This window comes from Rhodoferax sp. GT1R46, assembly GCF_056521285.1.
On the sequence record NZ_JBWMBC010000004.1, the window covers coordinates 258,009 to 283,535 of the forward strand.

Sequence of the window (25,527 nt, forward strand, 5' to 3'; positions counted from 1 at the left end):
TCAACAGGTCACTCGTACCCGAACGACCGGACGCGCGCTGCGTCATCGGCCCAACCGGAGCGCACCTTCACCCACAGTTCGATGAACACCTTGGCGTCGGCCAGCTTCTCCAACTCGACACGGGTTTCCATGCCAATGCGCTTGATGCGCTCACCCTTGTCGCCAATCACCATGGCCTTGTGCGTGTCGCGCTCCACCACGATGGTGGCCGCAATGCGCAGCAGGCGCTTCTGGCCTTTGCGCTGGGGTGGCTCTTCTTCAAACTTGTCGATGACCACCGTGGAGGTGTAGGGCAGCTCATCGCCCGTCAGGCGAAAGAGCTTCTCGCGCACCAGTTCACTGGCGAGAAACTTTTCGCTGCGGTCGGTCAGCTCATCCTCGGCATACCACCAGGCTTGCTCGGGCAGGTATTTCTCACAGACGCCGAGCAGACGCTCCACGTCTTTGGCATTGGTGGCCGACATCGGAATATATTCGGCAAAACTGTGTTTGCCCTGCATGGTCTGCAGCCAGGGAGCAATGTCACCTCGACGATGGATGTTGTCGAACTTGTTGGCAATCAGCAGCGTGGGAATGTCCTTGCCCAGCAAGGCCAGCACGCGGGCGTCGGCCGGAGTGAAGCTACCCGCCTCCACCACGAACAGGATCAAATCCACGTCCGCCACGGCGCCCTGCACCGCCTTGTTCAAGGATTTGTTCAGTGCGTTGGCGTGCAGGGTCTGAAACCCGGGCGTATCCACAAACACAAACTGCGTGTTACCCGCGGTGTGCATGCCGGTAATGCGGTGGCGCGTGGTCTGGGCCTTGCGCGAGGTGATGCTGATTTTTTGCCCCACCAGCGCGTTGAGCAAGGTGGACTTGCCCACGTTGGGCTTACCCACAATGGCCACCAGACCGCAGCGCTGGCCATCCGATGCGGTACCGGGCTGCGCCAGCTTGGGCGTATTTTTCAGCAAGCCCTCCAGCATGGAGTCCAGATCAGCTTGAGGGTCATCTTTGCCGCTAGCCCCCGTGGAATCTGCGTGGGCAGCTATTTTTTTAGGAGCAGTCATGATTTGATTTTTGCCTTGATTGTTTGCAGCATTGCGGTCGCTGCGGCCTGTTCGCCGGATCGGCGTGACACGCCAATGCCACGCTCCGACAGCCGCAGTTCGGGTATTTCGCATTCCACGTCAAAGGTTTGCTTGTGCGCAGCGCCCATGGTCCCCACCACCTTGTAGAACGGGAGCTTCATTTTGCGGCCCTGCAGCCACTCTTGCAACTCGGTTTTGGGGTCTTTTCCAATGGCATCCATCTGGGGGTTGATCTCCACCGCTTTGAAAAGCCGGTGGACCAGCGCCTGCGCCGTAGCAAACCCCGCGTCCAGATAGACCGCCCCAATAACGGCTTCCAGCGTGTCGGCCAGAATGGAGGGCCGCTTCTGACCACCGGAACGGACCTCGCCTTCACCGAGGCGCATGACATCGGGCAAACACAGTTCTACGGCAAGTTGATGAAGAGTTTCCTGCTTGACCAGATTAGCGCGTACTCGGGACAGATCACCCTCGGGCAAGGACCCCAGCCGGGCATATAAAAGATCCGACACCGCCAAATTGAGGACGGAATCGCCCAAAAATTCCAGGCGCTCGTAGTGGTCGCTTGAAAAGCTGCGGTGGGTCAGCGCCTGGGTCAGCAGGGAAACATTGGAAAATTGATGTTGCAAACGCTGCTGCAACTCGGCCAGACCATTCGCCACCTTACTTGGATCTACCGGCGTATTTGAGTGTCAACCAGGCAGGACCGGTCAAGTGGATTTCGCGCTCGTAGTCAAAGCTAACCACCACCTTGTCGCCTTCCTTGGTGACCGTGATGTCTTTGCCACTGATGGACTTGATGTCGTCAATCGCTGCGGCCTTGTCAAAAAGCGAACGAATTTCTGCAACGGAAGCGCCCTCTGTCGACTTGTTGACGGCTTTCTTTATGGACTGGTACTCCACAAACGTCGGGAATATCTGTGCCGCCACAACGCCACCCATGGCCAGCACTGCGCCGACAAAAATCAGACCAATGAAAGAGATACCGCGCTGTGTGGACTTACGTTGCACTGTCATGTTTTTTCCCTTGTCAATCAAAAGACCCAATACGCTTGGGGTTGCCAAAGTTCATCCAGACAAAGAAGGCTTTGCCAACGATGTTGCGCTCGGGCACAAACCCCCAATACCGGGAGTCCAGCGAATTATCGCGATTGTCACCCATCATGAAATAGTGCCCCTCAGGCACTTTGCAGGTCACGCCTTCGACGGTATAGCTGCAGCCTCCCCGACCCGCGAAATTATCCGCTCCCGGCACGAAAGCGGGACGATCGTCGTCATTGAGCAAGCGGTGTTTTTTGTTACCCAATGTTTCTTCGAACTGCTTGAAGTAGCGCATGGCGTCTTCGTCAAAGAACTCCGGGACAGTCGTTGTCGCCACAGCCTGACCGTTGATAGTCAATCGCTTGTTGAGATACGCGACCGTATCGCCAGGCACACCGACTACCCGCTTGATGTAATCCAGGCTCGGTTTTGGCGGGTAGCGAAACACCATCACGTCACCGCGCTGGGGCTTGTTGCCCTCGGTAATTTTCGTGTTGATGACTGGCAGGCGCAGACCGTAGGTGAACTTGTTCACCAGAATCAGGTCGCCTACCAGCAGGGTCGGAATCATGGAGCCCGATGGAATCTTGAAGGGCTCAAACAAAAACGAGCGTAGAAAAAATACCGCAATGATCACGGGGAACAGCCCGGCCGTCCAGTCCAGCCACCAGGGCTGCATCAGCAAACGGACTTTGGCCTCTGCGATGTTTCCATCCACCTGGCTGATGCCCATCTTGCCCAGGTCTTCGCGGCGTTTAAGGTCGTTGCTTTCCAGCACGGCTGCGGCACTTTGGCGTTGCGGTGCAAAGTAGAAGCGCTCCGCCAGCCAGTAGACGCCGGTAACCACTGTTGCCAGAAACAAAAGGAGCGCGAAGTTACCCTCGACCAGGCCGAAGTACCACGAACCAGCGTAGAGGGCGAATGCAGCCAGAATGGCGGATGTGAGAACTTGCATCAATCTTCCACCTGCAAAATGGCCAGGAAGGCCTCTTGTGGAACTTCCACGGAACCGATTTGCTTCATGCGTTTCTTGCCTGCTTTTTGCTTTTCAAGGAGTTTCTTCTTGCGCGAAATATCGCCGCCATAACACTTGGCCAACACGTTCTTGCGAAGGGCTTTGATTGTCTCACGCGAAATAATGGTGGCACCAATGGCGGCCTGGATGGCGACGTCAAACATTTGGCGGCTGATGATCTCGCGCATCTTTGCCACCACGGCACGGCCTCGGTATATCGACTGGCTTCGGTGAACGATAACGGACAAGGCATCCACCTTCTCCCCATTCAGCAGAATGTCGATCTTCACGACATCAGACGCCCTGAATTCCTTGAACTCATAGTCCATCGACGCGTAGCCACGGCTCACACTTTTCAGCTTGTCGAAAAAGTCCAGCACGATCTCGCCCAGCGGAATTTCGTAGGTCAGCACGACTTGGCGGCCCTTGTAGGCCATGTTCATCTGCACGCCACGCTTCTGGTTGGCCAGCGTCATGACCACACCGACGTATTCCTGCGGCATATACAGGTGCACCGTCACAATCGGCTCGCGAATTTCCGCCGTGCGGCCAATTTCCGGCATTTTGGACGGGTTCTCGACCATGACCACTTCACCGTCCACTTTGACCACCTGGTACACCACGCTGGGGGCGGTGGTGATCAGGTCCTGGTCAAATTCCCGCTCCAGGCGTTCCTGCACGATTTCCATGTGCAACAGCCCCAGAAAGCCACATCGGAATCCGAAGCCCAGCGCTTGTGAAACTTCAGCTTCGTAATGCAATGACGCGTCATTGAGCTTGAGCTTTTCCAGGCTGTCGCGCAGCGAGTCGTACTCACTGGCTTCCGTCGGGTACAAGCCGGCAAAGACCTGTGGCTGAATTTCCTTGAAACCGGGCAGCGCCTCGGTGGCGGTAAACGCGGCGCCGCCAGTGCCAGGCTTGATCAGCGTGACCGTATCCCCCACCTTCGCCGCCTGCAGTTCCTTGATGCCCGCGATGATGTAACCCACCTCGCCCGCTTCAAGCGACTGGCGCGGCTCATTCGCCGGAGTGAAAACACCCAGGTTGTCGGCGTTGTAGGTTGCGCCCGAGGCCATCATCTTGATTCGCTCGCCTTTGGCCAGTCGGCCATCAACGACCCGCACCAGCATCACGACGCCTACATAGCTGTCAAACCAGCTATCAACAATCATGGCGCGCAGGGGCCCATTGGCATTGCCCCGGGGTGGCGGGATTTTCGCCACGATGGCTTCAAGGATTTCGTCAATGCCGACACCGGTTTTGGCGGAGCAAGGAATTGCGTCCGTCGCGTCGATGCCAATCACGTCTTCAATTTCAGTCCTGGCATTGTCGAGGTCCGCATTGGGCAGATCGATCTTGTTCAGCACTGGCAGTACTTCCACGCCGAGGTCCAGCGCGGTGTAGCAGTTGGCGACGGTTTGCGCTTCAACACCCTGACTGGCATCTACAACCAGAAGCGCGCCTTCGCACGCCGAAAGCGAACGACTGACTTCATAAGAGAAGTCAACGTGCCCCGGTGTATCGATGAGATTGAGGTTGTAAACCTGTCCATCCTTTGCTTTGTATTTCAGCGCGGCAGTCTGTGCCTTGATGGTTATCCCACGTTCTTTTTCGATGTCCATCGAATCCAGAACCTGTGCCTGCATCTCACGTGCTTCAAGTCCGCCACAACGCTGAATCAAACGGTCTGCGAGTGTGGATTTGCCATGATCAATGTGCGCAATGATCGAAAAATTTCTGATGTGATTCATCAACGAAAACACTTAAGTGGTTGAATTAATTTGAGATGGGCAAGAAAAAAGGGCGCGTCTCGTAGCGACGCGCCCTGAACCAACAATCTTTGGCAACTGCGAAGGTTGGAGCTTCATTGTAGGCAAAAAGTCTGGGGAATAAAGCCCAAAAAGTTGAACTCGGACGTCGTTGCAAGTCAGCAACAGTAAATTTATACACAGGTTATCAACAATTCTAAAGGTGAAGCACTGGACAACATGTGGGTGATCTGTGGATCAACTGTGGGTTCTTTGAGCCATTCCATATCATGGATTTTTTATCGATCCATATATCCATAATGGAACCCAGTTCCTCCGTATTCTAACCAAAACCCAAAACGCAACCGGGAAGTTAGCGCATGCCAACATTCCCATTGTTCGGATTCATTCATTTTGAATCGTGATCGCCTTAGCAAAAAATGCGAAAAACCCTAAGTCAAAAAGGGGTTTTTTGCTTCATTTGGCGATCAGCGGCTGACGCGAATGACGGCGTACTGGGTCCACTCGCCACGGCGAAACAGCACATTCAGGGCTTTACTCTTGTCTTGCCTAGACAGAATCGCCTCGAATTCCTTGACCGACAGCACCTCTGTATTGGCAAGCGAAAGGATCACGTCACCCTCTCGCAGACCGGCGCGCGCGGCAGCATCAACAGTCGCGTCCACCTTGACGCCTCCCTTGATTTTGAGCTCTTTCTTTTGCGCATCGGAAAGGTCACTGACGGCTAGGCCAAAGAACTGACCGGCAGAAGACGATTTGGGTTTCTCTTCGCGGTTTGCTGGCTTGACTGCAGGTTTGTCTGCTTCAACCTCCGCGATCACCACACTCAATTCTTTGGATGCACCGCGACGAAACACCGTGATCGTGCTCCTGGTGCCGGGCTTCACGCCACCTACCATGCGCGGCAAATCGCTGGACTTGTCGATCGTCTTGCCATCAAACTTGACAATGATGTCCCCCGCTTCCACCCCGGCTTTTTCAGCGGGTGAACCCGACTCCACCCCCCGGACCAGCGCGCCAACCGGCTTTCCCAATCCAATCGACTCCGCCACCTCTTTGCTGACTTGATCAATCTGGACGCCGATTCGCCCGCGCGAGACCCGACCGACACTACGCAACTGATCGCTCACGCGAACCGCCTCGTCAATAGGAATGGAAAACGAGATGCCCATGTAGCCGCCAGAGCGCGAATAAATCTGGCTGTTGATGCCCACCACTTCACCGCGCATGTTGATCAATGGTCCGCCGGAATTCCCGGGGTTGATCGCCACATCCGTCTGAATGAAGGGCAGATATTCGCCCGTGTCACGCTGTTTCGCACTGACAATGCCGGCGGTTACGGAATTCTCCAGACCGAACGGAGAGCCAATGGCCATGACCCATTCACCAACCTTCAAGCGATTTAAATCACCAATCTTCACAGCGGGCAGGCCAGTAGCTTCAATCTTCACCACAGCCACATCGCTTCGCTTGTCGGCACCAATAATTTTGGCTTTGAATTCACGTTTATCCGTGAGCGTCACAAGCACTTCATCCGCGCCATCAACCACATGCGCATTGGTCATGATGAAGCCATCTGCAGTAAGAACGAAACCGGATCCCACACCGCGCGGCTGATCTTCGTCCTGCTGGGGACGCCCCGGTCGGGGTGACTGCTTTGGAATATTGGGAATCGGCAGGCCAAAGCGTTTAAAAAACTCGAGCATTTCTTCTTCCCCCGGGGCGCCTTGCGCTGAACGGGCCATGACTTTCTCCAGCGTGCGGATGTTGACCACGGAGGGTCCCACCTGATCCACCAGATCCGTGAAGTCCGGCAGAGCGCGAACCTGCGCCACTGCCGACTGCAAAGGAGAACTTGCAATAAAGACCATGCCGGTCAGCGCCATCGCCATGAAGAAGGATCGTAAAGGCCGCATTGCAATTGCAGTAGTTGTCATCATGCTTTTCCCGTTTGAAGTCAGACCAATATGGGTCATATCATTTCTTCCGCTCAAGCCCTTGCGCGAACGCATTCAACGTAGACAGCGGAACTTCGCCGACAGCGGTGACCCACCAGTCGCTGATCCGACGGGTAAGCGTATGGGTAGCACCGCCAAGCTCGGTTGCACCCTCTCGCGCGTGTCGACGGCTGTCATACGGTTCCACGAACAAGGACACCATCGCCAGTCCGTCGGAGAACACCCACTGCATGGCATTTCCAGTCTGCCCCGCACTGCCAGCCAAAACGCCCATCGGGCGCAGGTAACACCCCATGGGTTTGAAACCCGTGACGGCCTTGCGCAAAACCCACCCCTGCGCATCTGCAGTGGTTTTCTGCAGATCGGTTCGCTCCACCCGGTACCCCTCGGTGTGTTCCATCATCTGCGTCAACTTGCCCATGCTGACCGGCGAATCCAGCTGCAGTTCCGAAAAAGCCGCCTGCTCCAGCACATGGCCGTCCAGATCAAGCGTTTGAAGCTGAATCACCAGCCCAGTCCGCCTCTCACTCCAGACGCGGTATCCGTATCGCAACGGGTCTTTGGGCACCAGATGAACCACTTCCGCATCGAACCCGGCAATGCGCTCGCCCGGTTGCTGCCGGAGTTGGTAAAAGTCATCAATAGCGGAATCATTCGATTTGAGCAAATTGGGAAATAGACCCAACGACTCACGCCTCTCTGCCACAGCAACTTTGGAATCTGGAAAAAACGTGACCACCTGATCATTGCGCCGGAATGTAGAGCGCGGCGTCCCGGTCAGCGTTTCCACACGCTCCACTTGCTGATTGCCATCGCAGACATGCCAGATTTTGGCGCTGGCCATGTTGCCGCCTGCCGATACGACAAAGGTTCCTGAATAGGCGCGTTGCCGCGAGGCCTCGTGAACGCGCATCAACCAGGCATTGAGCGGGGTATTCCCTGCAGTCTGCGCCAAGGACTGTGCGTGCACGCCCAGCAGCGAAAGGATGAGTGCCAAAGCAGGCCCGATACGCACCAGACACTTCACCGCGCGCGCCCCGCATAGGTTGCATTGCGCAAAAAGCCCGCTGGCATCTGCAAGGCAGAATGTCCGCCCAACTGTTGGTGTGCGGCCATCAGCGCATCGAGTTGCGGATCCCGAATCATGATACCGGCGCCCGCTTCAGGAACAGTGATCTGAGGTGCAGGAAACGCATTGGTGGACAGTGCCGCCAACTGCGCTGCGCCGGGCGGCGAAGATTGGGTCCACAGCCCCAGTCCGACCACACCTACCAAAGCAGTGAAGGAAAATCCAGCGAGCGCCTTCCATCGAAAAACGGACGCATTGGCACTGGAGATAACAACGTCCGGGAACGGCATCGCCAGCAAGCCGACTTGATCGGTACCATTGGCCTCGGCGATCGCAACCGGTCGCGCAGGTTCCAGGGCCAGTCTGCCCTCCAAGCGCTGCAAAAAGGCAAAACCATCGTCCGACGGCGCCAGCTCTGAACTGCGCAATACATCACCTACGACATGGAAAGCGTGCCATGTTTGCAGGGACTGCGGATGGGACAGTACATCCTCCACAACCCGCGCAAGATCATCACCCTGCAGGCATCCGTCCACCAACGCAGAAATGTGTTCACCGGGTTCGGGAATCGTTTCATTCATATGTTTTTCTCTCACCAGCGTTTGCCCGTCTGCTTGTCCAGAAGCGGCTTCACTTTTGCCGAAATCGCCTCACGGGCCCGGAAAATACGTGAGCGCACCGTGCCAATAGGACAGTCCATGGCCGTTGCAATTTCTTCATAGCTCAAACCCTCAATCTCCCGCAAGGTGACCGCCTGCTTCAAATCATCCGGCAAGTCGTCCATTGCCGCATTGACAACGGCGGCAATCTCCTTGGCCGCGAGCACGGACTCAGGTGTCTCGTCTGTACTTGGTTCGCTTTTTCGCCAGGAAGTTTCATCCTCTTCGTCCGTTGCATGAAAACTATCCGATACCGTCGGATTGCGCTTGAGGTCCAGCAGGGACTTCTTGGCCGTGTTCACCGCAATCCGGTAAAGCCAGGTGTAGAACTGGGCATCACCACGAAACTGGTGCAAGGCACGATAGGCCCGGATGAATGTTTCCTGGGCGATGTCTTCCACCAGATCGACGTCACGCACCATGCGGCCAATCAATCGCTGAATACGTCTTTGGTACTTCAACACCAGCAGTCCGTAGGCCCGCTGATCTCCGGCGACGGTTCTCTGGACGAGTTCCAGATCTGAATCCTGCGGTGTGGTCGGTGGCGCGTTGATCACGGCAAACCTCCGTCAGCCAAGGAGCCACTGGAAGCACTCTCGGCATCGGACGATCGCCTGCTATCCACGATTGCCCGGCGCAGGGCGATCCACCGGACGTCGCCCGGCATCGCTTCCAGCCAAAGGCGCACGGCCCTTTTTTTTGTCTTGTCCGTGACGGAGACCAGGAGCAGTTTCTGGAAATCCAGTTGCAGGACCAGATGACATAACGCGTCTTCATCAAAACCGGACCAGTGCCAGTCCTGGCCATCCCATCGCAGGGTACCCACTGAAGCATGGCGCCACCCGAGGAGTGCAATCAGACCGGCTGCAAGTACGGATAAAGACACCGCAACCACACCAGAAAGTGCCTGATTTTCAGCAAATGCCCACGCGACAGGCAGTCCCGACAGCCAGACAATAGCCAACAGTCGCAGATGCCACTGCGATCGGATTACAGAAAAACGGACCGCGGGGGGTCGGTGCATGTCCTGGATGGGTGACTTGCGCCCGTCAGATGCGCTTGAAAACCAGGCTTCCGTTGGTTCCACCAAAGCCAAAGTTGTTCTTGACCGCCACGTCGATGCGCATGTCGCGCGCCACGTTGGCGCAATAGTCAAGATCACACTCTGGATCCTGGTTGAAAATATTGATGGTGGGTGGACTCTTCTGGTTATAGAGCGCCAGAACCGTGAAAATCGACTCAATGCCCCCGGCACCTCCCAGCAAGTGACCCGTCATGGATTTGGTGGAGTTGACAACGATTTTCTTGGCATGATCACCCAACGCCGCCTTGATGGCATTGGTTTCATTGAGGTCACCCAGGGGAGTAGATGTGCCGTGGGCGTTCAGATAATCAACCTGATCCGCATTGACGCCGGCATTACGCAGTGCGCTCAGCATGGCACGGCGAGGGCCATCCATATTGGGAGCCGTCATGTGCCCGGCATCGGCACTCATGCCAAAACCCGCCAATTCGGCATAAATCTTTGCACCACGCGCTTTGGCATGCTCGTACTCTTCGAGGACCATGACGCCGCCCCCCTCACCCAGTACAAAGCCATCCCGGTCCTTGTCCCAGGGCCGGGATGCAGTAGCCGGATCGTCATTGCGTGTGCTCAATGCCCGCATGGCAGCGAATCCACCGATGCCCAATGGCGACACAGTGGCTTCCGAGCCACCCGCCACCATAACGTCGGCATCACCGTATTCGATCATGCGGCCCGCCGCACCAATGCAGTGCAAACCGGTCGTGCACGCCGTGACGATGGCAATGTTAGGGCCCTTGAAACCGAAGCGCATGGAAACATGGCCTGCGGTCATGTTGATGATGGTCGCAGGCACAAAGAACGGAGATATCCGGCGTGGACCCCGATTCGTGTATTCGGTATGCATGCCCTCAATCATGGGCAAGCCGCCAATGCCCGAGCCGATGACGCAACCAATGCGCGTCGACTCTTCATCTCCCAAGGCATCCCCCGTCGGCAAGCCGGCGTCTGCCACCGCTTGCACTGCGGCTGCGATGCCATAGTGAATAAAGGTATCCATTGCCCGTGCATCTTTTGCACTGATATAGGACTCCAGATCGAAATTGCGAACCTCTCCAGCAATCTTGCAGGAGAAGGCGGACGCATCAAATTTGGTGATCAGATCAATGCCGGACTTGCCAGCGAGCAGATTCGACCAAGCCTCCGTCACCGTATTACCTACGGGACTGACGCAACCTAAACCAGTGACAACAACGCGACGACGGGACATGGCAATCAGTTTTCAGCAGTTTGTCAAAAAAAAGACCGTTGTTAGCGGCGAAATTCCGGACCAGCAGGCGGGTGGCATGGCCGCCTTGCCTGCTGGTCCACGCGACACCCGAGGTGCCGCAAAAGGCTAATTAGGCCTTTTTGTGCGTATTGGCGTAATCAATCGCGTTTTGCACGGTGGTGATTTTTTCCGCGTCTTCGTCAGGAATTTCAATTCCAAACTCGTCTTCCAACGCCATCACCAGCTCCACGGTGTCGAGAGAATCAGCACCCAGATCAGCCACGAAAGCTTTTTCGTTGGTGACTTGAGACTCTTCCACTCCGAGTTGCTCGGCAATGATTTTTTTGACGCGGACTTCGATATCGCTCATGGCTTCCCTCTAAGGGTTGTAAAAGAATCCGTAATTTTACCCGCGCTTAGAGAATGAACTCTAACCGGGTAGCCGAACGGAGAAATCGGCTGATTTTTGGTCGTTACATGTACATGCCACCATTGACGTGCAGTTCCTGCCCCGTCACGTAGCTGGCTTCAGGAGCCGCCAAGTATGCAACAGCATGCGCTATGTCCGCCGGTTTGCCGAGGTGCCCCAGCGGAATCTGGCCCAACAAAGCCTTTTGCTGGTCTTCATGGAGACTGGCGGTCATATCAGTCTCGATAAACCCGGGCGCAATACAGTTGACAGTGATGTTGCGCGAACCCAGTTCACGCGCCAGCGCCCGCGTCATGCCCGCCACGCCGGCTTTGGCCGCTGCGTAATTTGCTTGCCCAGCGTTGCCGGACGCCCCCACCACCGAGGTGATATTGATGATGCGTCCATAGCGCTGCTTCATCATGGTGCGCATGACCGACCGGCTCATGCGGAATACGCCTTTGAGGTTGGTCTCCATTACGGCATCCCAATCCTCGTCTTTCATGCGCATGGCCAGGTTATCGCGGGTAATGCCCGCGTTGTTCACCAGCACCTGCAAACCACCGTACTCTTTGACAATGGCATCCACAAGCGCATCTCCAGCCGCTGCCTGAGTCACATCCAGCGTGCGGCCAGAGCAGCCCTCAAAGGCGGACAAGGCTTCAGCAATCTTCGCTGCGCCAGCTTCCGTGGTTGCGGTGCCAATCACTTTCAGCCCCTGACGAGCCAGATCCAGGGCAATGGCGGCACCAATACCGCGAGACGCCCCGGTGACCAACGCAACCTGACCTTCAAATTTCATGTGATTCATGCCAATGCACCTTTGGTATCTTGCAGGCTCGCAGGATCAAAAAGCGCCAAGCCAGTCAACTCCGGGTCGATCCGCTTGACCAGTCCAGCCAATACCTTTCCCGGACCGCATTCCACAAGGTTCGTCAAACCCCGGGCCTTGATGGCCTGAACGCACTCCACCCAGCGCACAGGACCAAAAGCCTGACGGTACAAGGCGTCACGAATGCGGTCGGCATCAACTTCCACAGCTACGTCGATATTGTTGATCAGCACAATCTGCGGGGATTCAAATTCGATGGACTCCAGACGCTCTTTCAACTTTTCAGCGGCGGGCTGCATCAAACGGGAATGAAAAGGGGCCGATACCGGCAGCGGCAACGCCCGCTTTGCACCGTTGGCCTTGAGCACCTCGCACGCCTTTTCCACCGCAGCCTTGCTTCCGGCAATAACAGTTTGGCCCGGGTCGTTGAAATTGACCGCTTCGACTACTTCACTGGAATCCGGACCAAAAGATTGGGTGACTTCGGCACAACCGGCCAGAACACGGGCGGCGTCCATACCCAGAATGGCAGCCATCGCGCCAACGCCAACGGGCACCGCCTCCTGCATGGCCTGCGCGCGCAACCTCACCAGGGGCGCGGCCTGCGCCAGGGTCAGCGCGCCCGCCGCGACCAGGGCCGTATATTCACCCAGCGAGTGGCCGGCCACCGCCATCGGTGCAATACCCACTTCTGACATCCAGACCCGGTAGGCGGCCACACCGGCAACCAGCATGACGGGCTGGGTGTTGGTCGTCAGGGCCAGCGCTTCCTTCGGACCGTTATGAATCAGCCCGCCAATGTCTTCACCCAATGCGTCGGACGCCTCAAGCAAGGTCTCGGCCACCACGGGATGATCACCCCACGCATCGAGCATTCCAACCGATTGCGATCCCTGCCCAGGAAATACAAAAGCAAACTGTTTCATAATAAAATTTATAGGTAAAAAGGCCTGCAGCCCCCGTCAAACCTGCGCAAGCAGCTACAAAATAAGGAGCAATGCACCCCAGGTGAAACCGCCGCCCACGCCCTCGAGGAGGAGCGTCTCACCCGTCTTCACTTGCCCAGAGCGCACGGCTGCGTCCAGCGCCAACGGAATGGATGCAGCCGACGTGTTGCCATGCTGATCCACTGTCACCACCACTTTGTCCATGGACATCTTGAGCTTGCGGGCCGTGCTCTGCATGATGCGAATATTGGCCTGATGCGGAACCAGCCAGTCAATATCTGCTTCCGTCAAATGCGCTTTTGCAAGCGTCGCGCGAGCCGCATCTTCCAGCAGTCCCACTGCCAGTTTGAAGACGGCTTGCCCGTCCATTTTCAGCAGGGGATTACCCGATATGCCTCCACCCGACACATGCCCTGGAACGCACAGTATGTCCACATACTTGCCGTCCGCATGCAAATCGCTGGCCAAAATGCCGGGCGTCTCGGACGCTTCCAGCACCACGGCGCCCGCTCCATCACCAAACAACACACACGTGGTGCGATCGGTGAAATCCAGAATGCGGGAAAAAACCTCTGCACCAATCACCAAGGCACGGGTGGCTGCACCCGACTTGATCATGGCATCGGCAATGGTCAGCGCATAGACAAAACCACTGCAAACCGCCTGGACATCAAATGCCGCACAGCCATTGGCACCCAGCTTGTTTTGCAGAATACACGCGGTCGACGGAAAAACCATGTCAGGCGTGGAAGTGGCAACAATGATGAGATCAATATCCTGCGCAGTACAACCGGCCGCCTGCAGTGCGTTTTTTGCGGCTTCCAGCCCCAGGTCGCTGCTGAAAACACCTTCGTCGGCGAAATGGCGGGCGCGGATGCCTGTGCGGGCCACGATCCACTCATCGGAGCTTTCAACGCCTTTGCATGCCAGCTCTGCAACCAGATCGGCATTGGTCAACCGACGTGGCGGAAGATAACTGCCTGTGCCTGTAATACGCGAATATCGTTTCATGGTGGGGAGTAGTAGCGCCCGTTGAGGCTATTGCTGGTTGTCAGCTGCCGCCAGAGGCGGTGCTGCGTGCGCAATGCGAACCTGAACGCGGTCGACCAAGTTATTACGGGCTGCATCATACGCCCGACTCAAAGCATTCCCGAACGCAAGCACATCGGCCGAGCCGTGGCTCTTGAACACCAGTCCACGCAGACCCAAAAGCGCGGCACCGTTGTAACGACGGTGGTCAACGCGATTTTTAAGTGCATTTAAAACGGAGTAAGCAGCAATTGCCGCCAGTTTCGTGAAGATGTTGCGCGAAAACTCGGCCTTGAGAAAATTCCCGATCATGGAAGCCAGGCCTTCACTGGTCTTCAGGGCCACATTCCCGACAAATCCGTCGCAAACCACGATATCCACAGTCCCCTTGAATATATCGTTGCCTTCGACGTTCCCAAAAAAGTTCAAATCACCCGATTTGCCGGCAGATCGCAACAACTCACCCGCTTTTTTGATCACTTCGTTACCTTTGATCGCTTCTTCGCCAATGTTGAGCAAACCCACAGTGGGCGACTCTTTTCCATTGAGCACAGAAACCAGGGCCGAACCCATCACGGCAAACTGCAACAAATGCTGAGCCGAGCAGTCCACGTTGGCACCCAAATCCAGCACGGTGGTTGCGCCACCCGTGGCATTGGGAATTTGCCCGGCAATGGCCGGTCGCTCGATACCGTCGATCGTTTTCAGGATATAACGGGAGATAGCCATCAGGGCACCCGTATTGCCGGCAGATACCGCCGCTTGCGCACTCCCATCCTTCACCTGCTGGATGGCAACACGCATAGACGAGTCTTTCTTCTTGCGCAGTGCAATTTCCAGAGGGTCGTCCATCGTGACCACTTCGCTGGCTGTCACGATGCGGGCGCGCGGATGAACAAATGCACCTACCTGGTCAGGCAAACCCACGAGAATCAGACCAGCATCGGGATGCTGATCAAGAAAATTTCTGCACGCGGGAAGCGTCACCTGGGGTCCATGGTCGCCCCCCATGCAGTCAACAGCGATTGTGATCATGGGGGAAACACCCAGAAGTGAGGGAAATCAGGCAATGACCAGAGGCCATAAATAGCAAAAGCCCGTCGCTACAGAAACTGTAGCTTCGGGCTTTGGACAAATCAGCGCGTTCAGGCTTCGGATTTGGTCTTCAGCACCTTGCGTCCACGGTAGAAACCAGTGGGGCTGATGTGGTGACGCAAATGCGTTTCGCCTGTGGTGGATTCCACGGCGATGCCGGGAACTACCAAAGCATTGTGTGAACGGTGCATACCGCGCTTGGAAGGTGACTTTTTGTTTTGTTGGACGGCCATGTTCCGCTCCTGGGCAAAGGTGTTGCGCAGGCCGCAACACTGGGGTTAGTAAAAACGCGTCAACTGGTCCACGCGAAGCCTTAGATTATAGCGCAGAGACGGCAGGTCAGTCTCAGCTCTTTTTCTTCAACTGCTCGAGCACCGCAAACGGATTCGGTTTTTCACTGGATTCCTCAACAAAATCAGGGTCTGCCACGCTCAGCTTGACAGGCTCGGGGCACACGTCGTGCTTGGGCACGGCGGGCAAGGCCATCAACAACTCGTCTTCAATCAACTCCAGCAGATTGAAGTCCCGGCTCAAGACCAGCACATCCTCTTCCGATGCCTCGTCTTCCACTGCGGCCGCTTCTTCGGTTGACACAAAGCGAAATTCCCTCTCAAAAGAAACCGGCACGTCCACCGGGCCCAGGCATCGCTGGCAGATCATGGGCAAAGCAACCTCGGCCGATAGCTGCAGCCAGACTTGCGTGCTGGGGGCGCCGTCCGGGCGCGTCAGGCCAGTCGCCGCGAAATGCAATGGCACCTCACCAGCTTCGCCCTGGGCTTCTTCCATCAGGCGGTCAAAGCGCGCCAGATGCTCCTCTCCTTCGATTATTCCGGCCGATCGGGCGAAGGCATCCATATTCAAGTGCTGGGCGTCGTAGTCATGTTTCATGCGCGCAGTGTAAGAGAATCAGGGCATGCCCGACATTACCAACAGAAAACTCATCCTGGGATCCACCTCCGCTTATCGGCGGGAGTTGCTGGAGCGACTGCGCGTCCCCTTTTCCATCGAATCGCCCCATGTCGATGAATCTCCATTGCCCGGCGAGTGGCCTGCCGACCTGGCCCGCCGTCTGGCATTGGCCAAGGCGCAGGCGGTTGCGGCGCGTTTCCCCGATTGCGTGGTGATTGGATCGGACCAGGTCGCTGACCTCGATGGACAGTCCTTGGGTAAACCCGGCACCCATGAGCGCGCCGTTGCTCAGCTGCGTCAAATGCGCGGCAGAACGGTCATTTTTCAAACCGCAGTCGCCGTGGTGTGTCTGCAAAGTGGCTTTTGCCAGCAGGCACTGGCGCCGGTTCGTGTGACATTTCGCGCGCTCACTGACGAAGAAATCGAGAGCTACCTTGTGACCGAGGAGCCTTACGACTGCGCAGGCAGCGCTAAAAGCGAAGGGCTGGGCATCACGCTTCTGGAGCAAATAGACAACGACGATCCGACTGCACTGGTCGGTTTGCCACTCATTCGTACCAGCCAGATGCTGCGGGCAGCCGGTATCCGCTTGCTACAACCCGTGACGAGAACCGCATGAATACCCCGACACTCCCCACCACGGCACGCGGCGCAACGCCGGGAACCCTGTATCTGGTGCCCGCTCCGCTGGACTTTGGCTGCAGCAGTCAGGTGCCCCTGGACCAGGTCATGCCCTCAGGAACCCTGGAAATCGCTGCAACGCTGAAACACTGGGTGTGTGAAAACGCCAAGTCCACCCGCGCATACCTGAAACGCATCGGTGAAACGCACCCACTCTGTGTGCCGCTGCAATCGATGCAACTGCAGGAATTGCCGCATGAGGTTCACAAGAAGGGAGATCACCAGGGGCACTTTGACGCGCGCCACCTGCTTCAAGCTGCATTGCAGGGTGAGGACGTGGGACTGGTCAGTGAGGCCGGGATGCCCGCCGTTGCCGACCCGGGTTCGTCAGTGGTGCGCGCGGCACACGATCTGGGAATTCGGGTGGTGCCCCTGGTGGGACCCGTTTCGCTCTTGCTGGCACTGGCCGCCAGCGGCCTCAGCGGCCAGAATTTTGCGTTCGTCGGCTACGTGCCCAGCACACCGGCAGAACGCAACCAGCGTATTCGCGAGCTGGAGTCACTGGCGCTCAAGACCGGGCAAACCCAGTTGTTTATTGAAACACCCTACCGCAATGCGGCCTTGCTGCAAGCCCTGCTGCAAAGCCTGCAGCACAACACCCGGCTGGCTACGGCCAGCGGCTTGACGTTGGTGCAGAGCACTTGCCACAGCGACTTGGTCAAGCACTGGAAGCAAAAACCGTGGACTGTGGACAACTCCACTCCCACGGTATTTGCCATCGGCCGCTGAAAGAGGCCCTAGTGGCTGCAGAGGCCGGGTTTAGCGAAGCGCTGGCAACGATCGAATGGCGTGAACGGCGCCCTCGCCCATGGAGGCGCCGAAGCGCTTGACCAGCCGCTCGGCCACGTTATCGCGGCGAGTGTAATCGACCAGATCCTCGGCCTTGACCACTTCCCGTGCCACAAAGTCCAGGTTGCCCAACTGGTCAGCCAGACCCATGTCGATCGCCTGCTGGCCCGTCCAGAACAAGCCGCTGAATGTCTCAGGTGTTTCCTTGAGGCGGCTGCCGCGACCGGCCTTCACCACACTGATAAATTGCTGGTGAATCTGGTCCAGCATGGCTTGGGCGAACACGCGCTGCTTATCAGTCTGCGGGCTGAACGGGTCCATAAACCCCTTGTTTTCACCAGCGGTCATGAGGCGACGCTCAACGCCCAGCTTGTCCATCAAGCCAGTGAATCCGAAACCATCCATCAGCACGCCAATACTGCCCACCACACTGGCTTTATCCACAAATATCTTGTCCGCACCCACGGCGATGTAATAGGCAGCAGAAGCACAGGTTTCTTCCACCACCGCATACAGCGGCTTCTTGTGCAACGCCTTCAGGCGGATAATTTCATCATTGATGATGCCGGCCTGCACCGGGCTGCCGCCGGGCGAGTTAATCAGCAGCACAACCGCCTGCGCACCCTTGTCTTCAAAAGCGCCACGCATGGCGGCGACGATCAGCTCGGCACTGGCCTCGGAGCCGGATGCAATTTCCCCCTGAATTTTGACCACCGCCGTGTGGGGCGTGGTGATGTCCGCACTCGTGCCTCCACGCTCCATGCCAACCCACACCAACAGTGCCAGAAACACCAGCCAGGCCAGGCGAATGCCGTTGCGCCACCGGCGCGCTTGACGCTGCTCGGTGATCCCCGCCATGGCCAACCTTTCCAGGGTTGCGCGCTCCCAGCCAGCTGCTTCGGACACTTCCGAATTTGCTACATTTTTTGTAGCTGCCTGCGCAACACCCATGGGGGCTTGGGGCATATTTGATGCTGAATCAGCAGAAGGGGGCGTATTGAAGTCGGTCATTTCAGAATTCGAGTGGTTTCAGGTTGTGGGCAGTATGCCAGTGGACGACGCCGTCCTGTTCCGTCAGGGCTATCTTGACCAGCCCGCCGCGGCAGGGGCCGCCCCGGCATTCACCCGTGTCTGGGCGGTACATTGCGCCGTGGGTGGCGCACATCAGGCTTCGGCCCGTGCTGTCAAAAAAGCGGTTGGGCTGGTAATCCATTTCCATCGGGACGTGGGCACACTGGTTCAAATAGGCGTGAACACGGCCCTCGAACCGGATGGCAAACCCGCGCGCCGTGCGCCCACAGTACCGGACATCAAAGGGAACGGCGTCCCCACTGTCGATCAAGTCGCGGGAATTGCACAGGGGAATGGCAGCCTGTAGTTCGTTCATGCTTTTTGCCGCTCCCGCACTCAGGCGTTGGCCAATAACCAGGCGTGCAACTCGGCAACCGAGTGCGCGACAAACCGGGGATCCAGCGGTTCAAACGCCGCTGGCTCATGGGCACCGTAGCTCACACCGATACTGGGGCAGCCCGCATTCAATGCCATCTGCAGGTCGTGCGTGGTGTCGCCGATCATCAGGACCCGGTGCGCCTCCACCCCCAATTCCTGCATCAACTCCTGCAGCATCAAAGGGTGGGGCTTGCCTGCCGTTTCATCCGCAGTGCGCGAACTGTCAAACACGCCGTGCAGTTCTACCGCCAGCAAGGTGTCGTCCAGCCCGCGCCGACTCTTTCCGGTAGCCACGGCCAGCAAATGGTTGCGCGTCTTCAAGTCAGCCAGCATGGGCAACACGCCGGCAAACAGGCTGATGTCGTTCTGATGGGCCATGTAATGGTGCTTGTAGCGTTGCCCCAATTCCGGGTACTTGCTGGAAGGCACATCGGGTGCTGCGTGGGCCAGTGCCTGCATCAGACCCAAGCCAATGACGTATGAGGCATCCTGGTCACTGGGCTGCTTGCCGCCCACATCCACCACCGCTAGCTGGATGCAGCGGGTGATGATGGCGGTGGAGTCAAACAGGGTGCCGTCCCAATCAAAGGCAATCAGATCAAATTGGCGGGAACGGTCAGGCGATCGAATGGCTTGCATGGTGTGTGAAGGAATAGAAAAGGTGAAAATTCAGGCCGGGGTGCCCGCTGGCGCTGCTTGCGGCAACACCCGGGTGAGAAATTGCGCCAGCTCGTCAGGCAAGTCTGCCAGCAACTCCATTCGGACGCCCGTGGCGGGATGGTTGCACTGCAGACGCCAGGCATGCAAAAACATGCGTTTGAGCGACACCGCCACACCGGTGCGCGCCAGCGCCTTGTTGTGTTCAAAGTCACCATATTTGTCATCGCCCGCAATCGGCATACCCTCGGACGCCAGGTGCACCCGAATCTGGTGGGTGCGGCCGGTTTTGATGGTCACCTCCAGCAGGGAATAGCCGCGCCTGGGAGGTTCTGCGGGCTTGGTCGCACCCTTGGGGGCTGCTCCATCCACGTCACTGGCCGCGCGGACTTTGACCAGTGTCAAGGACTGCATGCCATCCGGATCGTCTTTGGATACCACCTTGACCCGGCGCTCGCCATCGGGCAACAGGTATTTGTGCAGCGGCTTATCCAGCACCTTTTTGTTGGCAGGCCATTGCCCCAGTACCAATGCCAAGTAGGTTTTGCCCGTTTCACGGTCGCGAAACTGGTCCTGCAGGTTGATCAGGGCACTGCGTTTTTTGGCCACCAGCAAAATACCGCTGGTCTCCCGGTCCAGCCGGTGCACCAGTTCCAGAAACTTGGCTTGGGGGCGTGCCATGCGCAGTTGTTCAATGACGCCAAAGCTTACGCCCGAGCCGCCATGCACGGCTACCCCGGCGGGCTTGTTGATGGCCAGGAAAGACTCGTCTTCGAACAAGATAACAAAATTACGTGCCGGGGCATGGCTGGCAACCTGCTCCGCCATGGCCTGGGCTTTTTCGGCGACGCGCTCCGATATGCGAACCGGTGGCAGGCGCACGACGTCACCCGCGTTCAGGCGCGTATCGGCACTGGCGCGCCCTTTGTTAACCCGTACTTCCCCACTGCGAATGATCCGGTACACGTGGGTCTTGGGCACGCCCTTGAGCTGGCGCATCAAAAAATTATCCAGCCGCTGCCCGGCGCCGTTCTCGTCAACGGTCACCGATTGCACTTGGGGAAGCGGGGTTGGGGTTTGCGTGGGGGTGGCCCGAAGGGGTTTGACCCCTATAATGTGTTTCACTAGCGACGCGCTGTAAGTGGTTGATTTGTCTGGAGTTTAGTCCACACGCCAATGACAGCCGCGCTGGAAGGTCGATGCCGCCGCGTTACACCGCATGCAAATCACACGCCAGATGCCTGTGATGGCATGCACAAGACGCGGTCAAGCCGACGAATTGAAACACTGATACGGAATACCCACAGTTTGCAGACTCTTCGTCTGCAAACGGAATGAAGCGAGATGTTTGTGTTGATGAGCCTGATGAACCTGTGCCTCCGGAGCGTTTACGCCCCGGTTTTTGGCATGAATCAGCCATTAGCCCCCGTTAAACGGGCGCAACCAGCTATTAATTTGATAGCAAATTCACAAACACACCCTCTCGCTCCCCTCCACGCGCCAACGCTTCGCTCACGCATGTGAGTGGAAGTTCTCCGGCAATTCCTCCTCATTTCAGTTCGTCAGTTCAGGTATCAAAAGCCCGCATTGGGCATGTACAACTGATGAAGGACGCACTCCATGAAACGGATGCTTATCAACGCCACGCAGGCTGAAGAACGCCGCCTGGCCATTGTCGACGGACAAAAACTCCTCGACTACGAGATCGAAATCGAAGGGCGCGAACAGCGCAAGGGCAACATCTACAAGGCCGTCGTCACCCGCGTCGAGCCGTCGCTGGAAGCCTGCTTCGTCGACTACGGCGAAGACCGCCACGGCTTCCTGCCGTTCAAGGAAATCTCGAAGATGTATTTCCAGCAGGGTGTGTCGGCTTCTCAAGCCCGCATCCAGGACGCCATCCGCGAAGGCCAGGAACTGCTGGTTCAAGTCGAAAAAGAAGAGCGCGGCAACAAGGGCGCAGCCCTGACCACCTTTGTCTCGCTGGCAGGCCGCTACGTCGTGCTGATGCCCAACAACCCCCGTGGCGGTGGCGTCAGCCGCCGCATCGAGGGTGAAGACCGCGCCGAGCTCAAGGAAAACATGGACCAGTTGGAATACCCCAACGGCATGTCCATCATCGCCCGCACCGCCGGTATCGGCCGCAGCGCACCTGAGTTGCAGTGGGACTTGAACTACCTCTTGAAGCTCTGGACCGCCATCGATGGCGCAGCCAAGGGTGGCAAGGGCGCTTACCTGATTTATCAGGAGTCGAGCCTGGTGATTCGTGCGATTCGTGATTACTTCAACCACGACATCGGTGACATCCTGATCGACACCGACGACGTGTACGAGCAGGCCCAGCAGTTCATGGCCCACGTCATGCCTGAGCACGCGGCCCGCGTGAAGCGCTACCGCGACGACGCACCGCTGTTCAGCCGCTTCCAGATCGAGCACCAGATCGAATCGGCCTACGCCCGCACCGTGCAGTTGCCGTCCGGCGGCGCCATCGTGATTGACCACACCGAAGCACTGGTGTCGGTGGACGTGAACTCGGCTCGCGCCATCAAGGGCAGCGACATCGAAGAGACCGCTACCCGCACCAACCTGGAAGCCGCTGAAGAAGTGGCCCGCCAGATGCGTCTGCGCGACTTGGGTGGCCTGATCGTGATCGACTTTATCGACATGGAAGAAAGCCGCAACCGCCGTGACGTGGAAAACCGCTTGCGCGATGCGCTGCGCCAGGACCGCGCCCGCGTGCAGTTCGGCACCATCAGCAAGTTCGGTCTGATGGAAATGAGCCGCCAGCGCCTGCGCCCGGCTCTCTCCGAAGGTGCCTCCATTCCTTGCCCACGCTGCGGTGGTTCCGGCCACATCCGTGACACGGAATCCAGTGCGCTGCAGATTTTGCGCATCATCCAGGAAGAGTCCCTCAAGGACAGCACGGCCTCCGTGTTGTGCCAGGTTCCGGTCGACGTCGCTTCGTTCCTATTGAACGAAAAACGCTCCGAGATCGCCAAGATTGAGCTCAAGCAGCGCATCAACGTGCTGCTGGTGCCCAACAAGACGCTGGAGACGCCCAACTACCGCCTGGAACGCCTCAAGCATGACGATCCGCGGCTGGACAACATCGAAGCCAGCTACAAGATGGCGGACGAGATTGAAGACCCGACGGGTGTGACCCGTCGCTCGCAAGAGCCAACCAACAAGCAAACGCCCATCATCAAGGGCGTGTTGCCTGATGCGCCGGCTCCGCAAGCGGCGCCGCGCCCTGTGGCTGCGCCGCAGCCGGTCGCTCATGCACCGCAGGCCGCACCGCACCGCGCGGCTCCCGCTGCCGCCGTCAAGGCGCCAGCTGCGCAGGAAAAAGGCTTCTTCGGCTGGATCAAAAATCTGTTTGCAGGCGAGGCAGAAGCACCGGTCAAGCCAGCGCCTGTGGCGCCTGCTGCCAAGCCAGGCGATGCACGCGAAGGACGCAACAACCAGGGTGGCAACCGCACCGGTGGCCGTTCTGCAGAAGGCCAAGGTCGCGCGGATGGCCGTCCGGAAGGCCGTGGCGAGGGTCGTGGTCCCCGTCCTGAAGGTCGCGGCGATGGCCGTGGCGAAGGACGCAACAGCCGCGGTGGCCGCGGTGGCCGGGGTGGCGAACGCCAGGGCGGCGCCCAGCGCGAGCGTTTTGACGCTGAAGGCAAGCCAATGGCTCCTGAAGCGGGAATGCAGGCGATGGCACCCACGGGTGGTGCGCAGGAACCCACACGCCAGGAACAGCGTCCAGACCGCGGTCCCCGCCCTGAACGCGGTGAGCGTGGCAACCGCTCCGGTCGTGGTGGAGAACGCAACGAAGGCGGTGAACGCAATGAGCCGCGTACCGACGGCGGCCGTGCAGACAATGCACCCGCAACAGAAGGTGGCGTACCAGACGGCCGCAACGAAGGGCAGCCGCGTGAGGGGCGCAATGGCCGTGGCGGACGCGGCGGACGCGGTCCGCGCCAGGACGACGGCGCCCGCATGGCGACTGGCGAAGGTCAGCAGCCGCAAATGGGCTTTGCCGATGCCAACACCGCATCGGGCGACATGCCACGGGAGCAACAGCCCGCCATGGACGCAAACGCCCAGCCTGCAGCACCAGGGGCTGAGAACGGCGAGCCCCGTGAAAAGCGGCCACGTGACCGTTACGGCCGTGAGCGCGGCCCACGCGGCGAACGCGAAGAGCGTCCAGACCTGCGCATTCCTTTGCAAAAGGCAGCCATCGTGCCGTCAGACGCAATGGAAGCGCCCGCTGCAGAAGTGCCACCTGTGCCCATGGCAGCACCCGTTGCAGCGCTAGCCGTGGCGGCTGCCGCGCCAGTCGTTGCAGTTGCACCGGCACCTGTAGCGCCACCGGTCGTCCGGACGCCGCCAGCCGCAGCGCCCAAAGCAGCACCGCAAGGCCGCATGCCGGAAGTGACCTCCTATGCATTGCCAACCGATGCATTGGTTCAGGTAGCCCAGGGTTCCGGTTTGCAATGGGTCAATTCTGACTCCGAGCGGATCGCCGCGGTGCAAGCCGCCATTGCCGCCGAGCCCAAGCCGGTCCATGTGCCGCGCGAGCGTCCAGCGCCGGTGTCCATTGACGCGGGACCGCTGGTATTGGTGGAAACCAAGCGTGATCTGGGCAACATGACGCTGCCTTTTGAGCAAACACCAACCGTCTGATCGGGTCAAACCCCTGCTAGCAGGGGTTCAAAGAAAAAGGGGCATCGATGCCCCTTTTTTCATGGAGAAGCCGACGTCAAAACAGATCGACCGCTCCCACTTTTTGCGAGGTACCGAAGAATCCTTTGCGGACCAATTCGCCGTGGCTGATGACCTTGTTGCGGCCATGTTGCTGGGCATAGTCGACCGCACGCTCTGCGCGCTCCAGCGTGGTGCTGGGTGAATCATCGGCCGTAACGCGGGTGAAGCCGGCACACGCAGTAACACGGCCCACCTGCGGAAAATTGAACTTCTCCATATTGGCGCGAAAACGCTCAAAGGCGGCCAGTACCAGTGCCTCGTCCGGGCAATGCATCAAGACGGCAAACTGCTCGCCGCCCAAGCGGTAAATCCGGTCGTAGGTACGAAACGTGTTGTTCATGATTCGCGCGACCAGCAGCAGCACTTCTTCAGCGATCAGGTGACCGTTTTTGTCGTTGATGACGCCGAAGTCATCCACGCTCACGGTTCCGAGCCAGTAATTGGGGGGCACACGATGGCGGCGCTCCTGCCCCGGCGCAACCGGGGCCTCCAGCTCCCTGGTTTTCGCCTGTGCACCTTCATCCAGCTCTTCCAGCACAGCACTGTAAAACGTGTCGTCCAGCGACTTGCGGTTGAGCAATCCGGTCAGCGCATCGCGGTCGCTGTAGGCCAGCAGGTTGTACATATTGAGGAACACATGGTGCACCACGCCGAAAACCTGCATCTGGTCCTCCGTCAGGGCAGATCCCGAATGGATCTCCACCACGCCTTCGTCTTCATTGCGGGAGTCCGCGAACAGCGGCAGGTAGGTAATGCGCGGCCCGTCTTCGCCAGCCCATGCGATCTCGACACGGGTTCGGTTCTGGATGCAATAGAAACGGTCTTTGGAATCTTCAATCGGTCGCAAGGACTGGAAGTCCACCCGCAGGGGATCCACGACCTTGCCGCCACCCCGGGCGTCCAGGGTTGCGAACTCCAGCCAGCGTTTGACGCCCTCTTCGCTGACCACCCGCGCTATGACGACGCGATCAATCGGAAGCAAGTCAATGAGTGCCTTGGATAGGGTGAGTTCCAGAAGATTTCGCTCCCGGTGGTCGGTCAACTTGACGAGGTGTTCTATGAGTGTAGCCATGGCCACATAATAGCCACCTATCCGGGAT

At 58.1% G+C, this 25,527-nt stretch carries 27 protein-coding genes; 4 read left to right on the top strand and 23 right to left on the bottom strand.

Annotated features, from left to right (window positions below; all coding sequences use genetic code 11):
• Nucleotides 1-8 precede the first annotated feature (8 nt).
• From era to fabF, 11 genes are all read right to left on the bottom strand, one after another.
• Entirely contained in the window at nt 9-968 is a 960-nt protein-coding gene (gene era, locus AC097W_RS11710; protein ID WP_479602794.1) for a GTPase Era, read from the bottom strand.
• Nucleotides 969-1,048: 80 nt separating this feature from the next.
• Complete coding sequence (gene rnc / locus AC097W_RS11715; protein WP_479602735.1) at nt 1,049-1,735, bottom strand: ribonuclease III; 687 nt, start codon at nt 1,733-1,735, stop codon at nt 1,049-1,051.
• 1 nt (nt 1,736) lies between these two features.
• Nucleotides 1,737-2,090, bottom strand: a complete 354-nt coding sequence (locus AC097W_RS11720) for a DUF4845 domain-containing protein (RefSeq protein WP_479602736.1) — start codon at nt 2,088-2,090, stop codon at nt 1,737-1,739.
• A gap of 13 nt (nt 2,091-2,103) precedes the next feature.
• Nucleotides 2,104-3,069 (bottom strand): signal peptidase I, encoded by a 966-nt coding sequence (gene lepB / locus AC097W_RS11725; RefSeq protein ID WP_479602737.1) that lies wholly within the window; start codon nt 3,067-3,069, stop codon nt 2,104-2,106.
• Entirely contained in the window at nt 3,069-4,880 is a 1,812-nt protein-coding gene (lepA, locus tag AC097W_RS11730) for a translation elongation factor 4 (RefSeq protein WP_479602738.1), read from the bottom strand. Before lepA ends, lepB begins: the two co-directional genes overlap by 1 nt.
• Before the next feature lie 485 nt (nt 4,881-5,365).
• A complete protein-coding gene (locus tag AC097W_RS11735; RefSeq protein ID WP_479602739.1) occupies nt 5,366-6,814 on the bottom strand; it encodes a DegQ family serine endoprotease in 1,449 nt (482 codons plus the stop codon).
• Nucleotides 6,815-6,875: 61 nt separating this feature from the next.
• Entirely contained in the window at nt 6,876-7,871 is a 996-nt protein-coding gene (locus AC097W_RS11740; RefSeq protein WP_479602740.1) for a MucB/RseB C-terminal domain-containing protein, read from the bottom strand.
• Between the two features lie 8 nt (nt 7,872-7,879).
• Complete coding sequence (locus AC097W_RS11745; RefSeq protein ID WP_479602741.1) at nt 7,880-8,506, bottom strand: sigma-E factor negative regulatory protein; 627 nt, start codon at nt 8,504-8,506, stop codon at nt 7,880-7,882.
• An 11-nt stretch (nt 8,507-8,517) separates the two neighbouring features.
• The gene (gene rpoE / locus AC097W_RS11750) at nt 8,518-9,138 is read right to left on the bottom strand and encodes an RNA polymerase sigma factor RpoE (RefSeq protein WP_479602795.1); all 621 of its coding nucleotides are present in this window, start codon (nt 9,136-9,138) and stop codon (nt 8,518-8,520) included.
• Nucleotides 9,138-9,470 carry a hypothetical protein gene (locus AC097W_RS11755; protein ID WP_479602742.1) on the bottom strand — a complete coding sequence of 111 codons (333 nt, stop codon included), beginning with the start codon at nt 9,468-9,470 and terminating at the stop codon, nt 9,138-9,140. Before AC097W_RS11755 ends, rpoE begins: the two co-directional genes overlap by 1 nt.
• Before the next feature lie 163 nt (nt 9,471-9,633).
• Nucleotides 9,634-10,878 carry a beta-ketoacyl-ACP synthase II gene (gene fabF, locus AC097W_RS11760; protein ID WP_479602743.1) on the bottom strand — a complete coding sequence of 415 codons (1,245 nt, stop codon included), beginning with the start codon at nt 10,876-10,878 and terminating at the stop codon, nt 9,634-9,636.
• Between fabF and AC097W_RS11765 the strand changes: the two genes are divergently transcribed.
• Entirely contained in the window at nt 10,877-11,008 is a 132-nt protein-coding gene (locus tag AC097W_RS11765; RefSeq protein ID WP_479602744.1) for a hypothetical protein, read from the top strand. The genes fabF and AC097W_RS11765 overlap by 2 nt on opposite strands.
• On the opposite strand, the gene acpP is transcribed toward AC097W_RS11765, so the two are convergent.
• The 7 genes from acpP to AC097W_RS11800 form a co-directional block, all read right to left on the bottom strand.
• Nucleotides 11,009-11,248, bottom strand: coding sequence for an acyl carrier protein (gene acpP / locus AC097W_RS11770; RefSeq protein ID WP_087496857.1), 240 nt, complete (start codon nt 11,246-11,248; stop codon nt 11,009-11,011). It abuts the gene before it with no gap.
• Nucleotides 11,249-11,351: 103 nt separating this feature from the next.
• Nucleotides 11,352-12,098: a 3-oxoacyl-ACP reductase FabG gene (gene fabG, locus AC097W_RS11775; RefSeq protein ID WP_479602745.1), complete on the bottom strand. Its 747-nt coding sequence runs from the start codon at nt 12,096-12,098 to the stop codon at nt 11,352-11,354.
• Nucleotides 12,095-13,045, bottom strand: coding sequence for an ACP S-malonyltransferase (gene fabD / locus AC097W_RS11780; protein ID WP_479602746.1), 951 nt, complete (start codon nt 13,043-13,045; stop codon nt 12,095-12,097). Before fabD ends, fabG begins: the two co-directional genes overlap by 4 nt.
• A gap of 54 nt (nt 13,046-13,099) precedes the next feature.
• Complete coding sequence (locus AC097W_RS11785; RefSeq protein WP_479602747.1) at nt 13,100-14,077, bottom strand: beta-ketoacyl-ACP synthase III; 978 nt, start codon at nt 14,075-14,077, stop codon at nt 13,100-13,102.
• 27 nt (nt 14,078-14,104) lie between these two features.
• A complete protein-coding gene (plsX, locus tag AC097W_RS11790) occupies nt 14,105-15,130 on the bottom strand; it encodes a phosphate acyltransferase PlsX (protein ID WP_479602748.1) in 1,026 nt (341 codons plus the stop codon).
• 110 nt (nt 15,131-15,240) lie between these two features.
• Nucleotides 15,241-15,423: a 50S ribosomal protein L32 gene (gene rpmF, locus AC097W_RS11795; protein WP_105259923.1), complete on the bottom strand. Its 183-nt coding sequence runs from the start codon at nt 15,421-15,423 to the stop codon at nt 15,241-15,243.
• Nucleotides 15,424-15,535: 112 nt separating this feature from the next.
• Entirely contained in the window at nt 15,536-16,078 is a 543-nt protein-coding gene (locus AC097W_RS11800) for a YceD family protein (protein WP_479602749.1), read from the bottom strand.
• Nucleotides 16,079-16,103: 25 nt separating this feature from the next.
• Here AC097W_RS11800 and AC097W_RS11805 point away from each other — a divergent pair, with 25 nt between their 5' ends.
• Nucleotides 16,104-16,718, top strand: coding sequence for a Maf family nucleotide pyrophosphatase (locus AC097W_RS11805; RefSeq protein WP_479602750.1), 615 nt, complete (start codon nt 16,104-16,106; stop codon nt 16,716-16,718).
• A complete protein-coding gene (locus AC097W_RS11810) occupies nt 16,715-17,509 on the top strand; it encodes an SAM-dependent methyltransferase (RefSeq protein ID WP_479602751.1) in 795 nt (264 codons plus the stop codon). Before AC097W_RS11805 ends, AC097W_RS11810 begins: the two co-directional genes overlap by 4 nt.
• Before the next feature lie 30 nt (nt 17,510-17,539).
• Here the strand turns inward: AC097W_RS11810 and AC097W_RS11815 are convergent, their stop codons facing one another.
• The 4 genes from AC097W_RS11815 to AC097W_RS11830 are packed head-to-tail and all read right to left on the bottom strand — an operon-like array spanning nt 17,540 to nt 20,800.
• Nucleotides 17,540-18,580 (bottom strand): S49 family peptidase, encoded by a 1,041-nt coding sequence (locus tag AC097W_RS11815; protein WP_479602752.1) that lies wholly within the window; start codon nt 18,578-18,580, stop codon nt 17,540-17,542.
• A 1-nt stretch (nt 18,581) separates the two neighbouring features.
• Nucleotides 18,582-18,956 (bottom strand): Rieske (2Fe-2S) protein, encoded by a 375-nt coding sequence (locus tag AC097W_RS11820; RefSeq protein ID WP_479602753.1) that lies wholly within the window; start codon nt 18,954-18,956, stop codon nt 18,582-18,584.
• 20 nt (nt 18,957-18,976) lie between these two features.
• Nucleotides 18,977-19,657 (bottom strand): HAD family hydrolase, encoded by a 681-nt coding sequence (locus AC097W_RS11825; RefSeq protein WP_479602754.1) that lies wholly within the window; start codon nt 19,655-19,657, stop codon nt 18,977-18,979.
• Nucleotides 19,658-19,687: 30 nt separating this feature from the next.
• On the bottom strand, nt 19,688-20,800 hold the full coding sequence (locus AC097W_RS11830) for an RluA family pseudouridine synthase (RefSeq protein ID WP_479602755.1): 1,113 nt from the start codon (nt 20,798-20,800) through the stop codon (nt 19,688-19,690).
• Nucleotides 20,801-21,295: 495 nt separating this feature from the next.
• On the opposite strand from AC097W_RS11830, the gene AC097W_RS11835 reads away from it, so the two are divergent.
• Entirely contained in the window at nt 21,296-24,346 is a 3,051-nt protein-coding gene (locus AC097W_RS11835; RefSeq protein ID WP_479602756.1) for an Rne/Rng family ribonuclease, read from the top strand.
• Between the two features lie 76 nt (nt 24,347-24,422).
• Here AC097W_RS11835 and AC097W_RS11840 read toward each other — a convergent pair whose 3' ends face one another.
• A complete protein-coding gene (locus tag AC097W_RS11840; protein WP_479602757.1) occupies nt 24,423-25,499 on the bottom strand; it encodes a GGDEF domain-containing protein in 1,077 nt (358 codons plus the stop codon).
• Between the last annotated feature and the right edge of the window lie 28 nt (nt 25,500-25,527).

Excerpts from the sequence above, each read along its gene's own strand:
- era (WP_479602794.1), bottom strand. The coding sequence starts at position 968 with ATGCTGGAGGGCTTGCTGAAAAATACGCCCAAGCTGGCGCAGCCCGGT.
- AC097W_RS11720 (WP_479602736.1), bottom strand. The coding sequence starts at position 2,090 with ATGACAGTGCAACGTAAGTCCACACAGCGCGGTATCTCTTTCATTGGT.
- lepB (WP_479602737.1), bottom strand. The coding sequence starts at position 3,069 with ATGCAAGTTCTCACATCCGCCATTCTGGCTGCATTCGCCCTCTACGCT.
- lepA (WP_479602738.1), bottom strand. The coding sequence starts at position 4,880 with ATGAATCACATCAGAAATTTTTCGATCATTGCGCACATTGATCATGGC.
- AC097W_RS11735 (WP_479602739.1), bottom strand. The coding sequence starts at position 6,814 with ATGCGGCCTTTACGATCCTTCTTCATGGCGATGGCGCTGACCGGCATG.
- AC097W_RS11745 (WP_479602741.1), bottom strand. The coding sequence starts at position 8,506 with ATGAATGAAACGATTCCCGAACCCGGTGAACACATTTCTGCGTTGGTG.
- AC097W_RS11765 (WP_479602744.1), top strand. The coding sequence starts at position 10,877 with ATGGCAATCAGTTTTCAGCAGTTTGTCAAAAAAAAGACCGTTGTTAGC.
- fabF (WP_479602743.1), bottom strand. The coding sequence starts at position 10,878 with ATGTCCCGTCGTCGCGTTGTTGTCACTGGTTTAGGTTGCGTCAGTCCC.
- acpP (WP_087496857.1), bottom strand. The coding sequence starts at position 11,248 with ATGAGCGATATCGAAGTCCGCGTCAAAAAAATCATTGCCGAGCAACTC.
- fabG (WP_479602745.1), bottom strand. The coding sequence starts at position 12,098 with ATGAATCACATGAAATTTGAAGGTCAGGTTGCGTTGGTCACCGGGGCG.
- fabD (WP_479602746.1), bottom strand. The coding sequence starts at position 13,045 with ATGAAACAGTTTGCTTTTGTATTTCCTGGGCAGGGATCGCAATCGGTT.
- AC097W_RS11785 (WP_479602747.1), bottom strand. The coding sequence starts at position 14,077 with ATGAAACGATATTCGCGTATTACAGGCACAGGCAGTTATCTTCCGCCA.
- plsX (WP_479602748.1), bottom strand. The coding sequence starts at position 15,130 with ATGATCACAATCGCTGTTGACTGCATGGGGGGCGACCATGGACCCCAG.
- rpmF (WP_105259923.1), bottom strand. The coding sequence starts at position 15,423 with ATGGCCGTCCAACAAAACAAAAAGTCACCTTCCAAGCGCGGTATGCAC.
- AC097W_RS11800 (WP_479602749.1), bottom strand. The coding sequence starts at position 16,078 with ATGAAACATGACTACGACGCCCAGCACTTGAATATGGATGCCTTCGCC.
- AC097W_RS11805 (WP_479602750.1), top strand. The coding sequence starts at position 16,104 with ATGCCCGACATTACCAACAGAAAACTCATCCTGGGATCCACCTCCGCT.
- AC097W_RS11810 (WP_479602751.1), top strand. The coding sequence starts at position 16,715 with ATGAATACCCCGACACTCCCCACCACGGCACGCGGCGCAACGCCGGGA.
- AC097W_RS11815 (WP_479602752.1), bottom strand. The coding sequence starts at position 18,580 with ATGACCGACTTCAATACGCCCCCTTCTGCTGATTCAGCATCAAATATG.
- AC097W_RS11820 (WP_479602753.1), bottom strand. The coding sequence starts at position 18,956 with ATGAACGAACTACAGGCTGCCATTCCCCTGTGCAATTCCCGCGACTTG.
- AC097W_RS11825 (WP_479602754.1), bottom strand. The coding sequence starts at position 19,657 with ATGCAAGCCATTCGATCGCCTGACCGTTCCCGCCAATTTGATCTGATT.
- AC097W_RS11835 (WP_479602756.1), top strand. The coding sequence starts at position 21,296 with ATGAAACGGATGCTTATCAACGCCACGCAGGCTGAAGAACGCCGCCTG.
- AC097W_RS11840 (WP_479602757.1), bottom strand. The coding sequence starts at position 25,499 with ATGGCTACACTCATAGAACACCTCGTCAAGTTGACCGACCACCGGGAG.